Here is a 3,528-nt window from a genome sequence, read left to right on the forward strand (position 1 = left end):
GACCGCCCCCTGGGTGGGCGCTCCTGCACAGTTTCAAGACGAACCGGCGTCGGATTTGATGGGGCCATAAAGTACCCAAGTCAGGCGTCGCGGCGCCCACCCGCGGTCGGGCGCTGCCCGGCATCCAAAGCCCGCGAATGGATCAATGCGCATCAACCCGACTTGCGTCCATGCCCATGTTCTTTGCTCACGCCCAGATGCCGTGCCGGTTTCCCCGCTGTCAGGCTGCCGCTGTCTCTTCATGTTCGGCATCGATCAGCTTTTGCAACCGCCTGCGATAGAGAAGCGGACCCGCATCGATGGCGATATCGATGGGCCGGCTGGCGGTATTGCTAATGCCCTTCTGCACCTCGATCAGGATATCGCGATCCTCATTGAAGGCGAACTCGACCGAGTCGCTCATATATTTCGAAATCGCCTCATCGCCGGGATGCACATTGCGCATCTGGAACCAGTAGTATTGTGTGGTGTTTTCATCGACCGGGGTCATGAAATTGTAGCTGTCCATCTGGAAATACTGACCCTCGGGCAGCCTGCTTTCATCGCCGCCGGTGCCTGCCGGGGTGAAGACAGCCTTGATATAGGCCAGCGAGGGATAGCGGACCTCGTAATGCTGCCTGCGGTCGCAATTGCCCTCGAAAGGCACGAGCTTTTTGTAGAACGGCGCCACCTCGACATCATACATCCAGCGCGAGACGATGACGCCTGTGTCGGTGCCCTCGACATCCAGCGGCTCTTCCTCGCAGGCGGTGTTGCCGAAGGACGACTGGTGGACCCAGGCGACATGGCTCGGGTCAAGAAGGTTGTCGGTGATCAGCAGATAGTTGCAGGCAAAGGGCATCGCGGCCCCCCGGTTGATGCCCCAGGCGGGGTCGTCATAGTGCTCGATCTTGAAGATCGTGTCGGGATCGGCGAGCGCCGGATCGCCCATCCAGATCCAGATCAGCCCGTAACGGGCGACAACGGGGTAGGAGCGGATATTGGCGCGGGCCGGAATGCGGTCCTGCCCGGGGACGCGCACGCAGGTGCCAGAGCAATCGAAGGTCAGCCCGTGATAACCGCATTCGATTGTATCGCCCTTCACCCGGCCCTTTGACAAAGGCAGTTTGCGGTGCGGGCAGGCGTCGATCAGCGCCACGGGGTCGCCGGAAGTGGTGCGGAAGGTCACGATCCGTTCGCCCAGAACCATGATCTGCTGCGGGCGTTCGGTGACCTCATGGTCCCAGGCGACGACATACCAGGCGTTCTTCAGATACATGGCGATTTCCTCCTATTCGGGAAGGTGATGGGCTGGATGGCGGCGGGTCAAGTCCCGCAGGTGATCGGTGAAGGATTGCGCAAGGCTGCGGTCGATGGCGATGTGAACGTCGCGGGTGTTCGCCCACCAGAGAAGGGCTGCGTAAGCGCCGATAGCGCAGCGCAGGGTCGCGGCGCTGCGGATCGGTGCGGCGCGAAGGTCCGCGCTGGCGTAATCAGCCAGAAAGTGCAGCGCGCCGGGGCCGCGCAGGCGCAGGATCACATGGCCGTGCGAAATGTCGGTGGCGCGCAGATCAAGACCGGAAGGCAGGGTGCCAAGGCACCAAAGCCGCGCAGGCCAGAGCCTGATCAGGCGGCCATTGCCCGTGGCCCGCGTCTGGCCGAGGCCAAGCGGAGTTCCGGCGACCTGCAAGGCGTCGTCCATCGCCTTCGGCAAAGGGGCGGCGCATTCGGTCAGGAGGTGAAATTCCTCATCCAGCCGCAGGTCAAGCCGCCGGTCAAGATAGCCTGCCGCATCGGTGGCGGGGGTCGGGATCAGGGCCTCAGCCATGCAGGCGTCCCCCGTCCGGATCATAGGCGCAGGGCGCTGTCACTTCGACCTCGACCGAGGCGGCCGCGATGGGCGAGACCGCCCAAAGCCGTTCGCCGATCCGGGCGCGGCCATCGGCAAGGAAACCAAGCGCGATCGGATGGCCAAGTGTCGGGCTCTGGACAGCGGCGGTCAGATGGCCCCGTGGGGTCGGGGGCGTGTCACCGCCAAGCGGTCTGTCAGTCAGGTGGGAAGCGAGGGGGATTGGCGTGATCCCATCGGCGGGGCGCAGCCCGATCAGTTGCGGCCGCCCGGTCGCCTGCAAGGCCGGACGGGCCAGCAAGGCGCGGCCGATGAAATCCTTCTTTGCCGCCACCATTCCGCCCAGCCCCAGATCGTCCGGGGTGCGGCGGCCGTCGATCTCGGTCCCCACCGACAGGTGCCCTTTCTCGATACGCAGCACATCAAGCGCCTCAATCCCGTAGGGCGTGATCCCCCAACGCGCGCCTTCGCGTATCACACGGCGCCAAAGTTCCTCGGCAAAACCGGCTTGTGTGTTGATCTCATAGCTCAGCTCACCCGAATAGCTGACCGAGAAGACGCGCACCGGCAGATCGCCGCCAAGCCGCCCTTCGCGCACACAAGCAAAGGGAAAGGCCGCGCGGTCCGTGGTGAAATCGGGGGCGAAATCGGGGGCAAGGGCTGTCAGAAGGTTGCGCGCCTCTGGCCCGGCGATGGCAAGGGCAGCCCAGTGATCGCTGACTTCGGTCAGGGTGACATCAAGATCAGGCCAGTCGATCTGGGAAAGTCGTTGCATATGCCGCCAGACCGAGGCACTGCGGGCGGTGGTCGCGGTCACCAGAAAGCGGTCTTCGGCCAGCATCGCCACGACGCCATCGTCAAAGACGATCCCGTCTTCGCGCAGCATCAGCGCGTATCGCAGGCGCCCGGGGCGCAGGTTCGCGAGCCCGTTGCAGTATAGCCGCGACAGGAAGCTGCGGGTATCCGGGCCGGTGATCTCGAACTTGCCCAAGGTCGACATATCAACGCAGCCAAGGCCGCCCCGCACCGCGCGGACCTCACGCAGCACAGCTTTGGCCATGTCTTCGCCGGTTTGCGGGAAATAGCGCGCATAAAGCCAGTCGCCCGAGGTCTGAAAGACACAGCCCGCCGCCTTGAAAACGCGGTGGAAGGGCGTGCGCCGCGTCGGGGTCATCGCGCGGCCGGTCTCGGTCCCCACAAGGGCGCCGATGGTGACGGGCGAATAGGGCGGGCGGTAGGTTGTGTGGCCGATATCCTGCGGGCTTTGTCCGGTTGCCTCGGCCAGCGTCAGGATGCCGTTGGTCCAGCTTGTCTTGCCCTGATCGGTGCCCATGCCAAGCGTGGTGTAGCGCTTGGCCAGTTCGATATCGCCGTAGCCTTCGCGCGCGGCCTGCGCCACATCCGCCGCCGTCACGTCGTTTTGCAGATCAACAAAGCCCTTGCCCGGGCGCGGCGGCAGGTTTTGCGGTTGCGGTGTCACGGGGGCCAGCGGCAGCGACATTGGCCGGTGGAGGCCGAGTTCGCCCATGGCGCGGTGGGCCTGCGCCTTGCCGTCGCTGATGCAATCGCCCAACCGCAGCGCCCCCCGCGCGGCACCGGCGGGGCGCATGGGGCCGTCGCCGGACGGGGGTATAAGGCAACCCGCCTGCGGGTCGAAGGCCAGCCTGTCGCCGGTCTGGGCCAGAAGATGCGCCGTGGGC

Annotated in this window: 3 protein-coding genes; all 3 read right to left on the reverse strand. The window is 65.1% G+C overall.

Translation table 11 applies throughout. The annotated features are described in order from the left end of the window. Window positions 1-220 precede the first annotated feature (220 nt). Window positions 221-1,258 carry a Rieske 2Fe-2S domain-containing protein gene (locus WBB85_RS03530; protein WP_432637239.1) on the reverse strand — a complete coding sequence of 346 codons (1,038 nt, stop codon included), beginning with the start codon at window positions 1,256-1,258 and terminating at the stop codon, window positions 221-223. Between the two features lie 12 nt (window positions 1,259-1,270). Next, on the reverse strand, window positions 1,271-1,807 hold the full coding sequence (locus WBB85_RS03535; RefSeq protein ID WP_432637240.1) for a hypothetical protein: 537 nt from the start codon (window positions 1,805-1,807) through the stop codon (window positions 1,271-1,273). Continuing rightward, on the reverse strand, window positions 1,800-3,528 hold a 1,729-nt coding region (locus WBB85_RS03540), incomplete at its 5' end, for a glycine cleavage T C-terminal barrel domain-containing protein (protein ID WP_432637241.1). The genes WBB85_RS03540 and WBB85_RS03535, both read right to left, overlap by 8 nt.

The organism is Albidovulum sp. (assembly GCF_049646345.1).
Classification (GTDB): domain Bacteria; phylum Pseudomonadota; class Alphaproteobacteria; order Rhodobacterales; family Rhodobacteraceae; genus Albidovulum.

Bases quoted from the DNA above. Each gene is read 5' to 3' on its own strand.
- WBB85_RS03530 (WP_432637239.1), bottom strand. From the start codon at position 1,258: ATGTATCTGAAGAACGCCTGGTATGTCGTCGCCTGGGACCATGAGGTC.
- WBB85_RS03535 (WP_432637240.1), bottom strand. From the start codon at position 1,807: ATGGCTGAGGCCCTGATCCCGACCCCCGCCACCGATGCGGCAGGCTAT.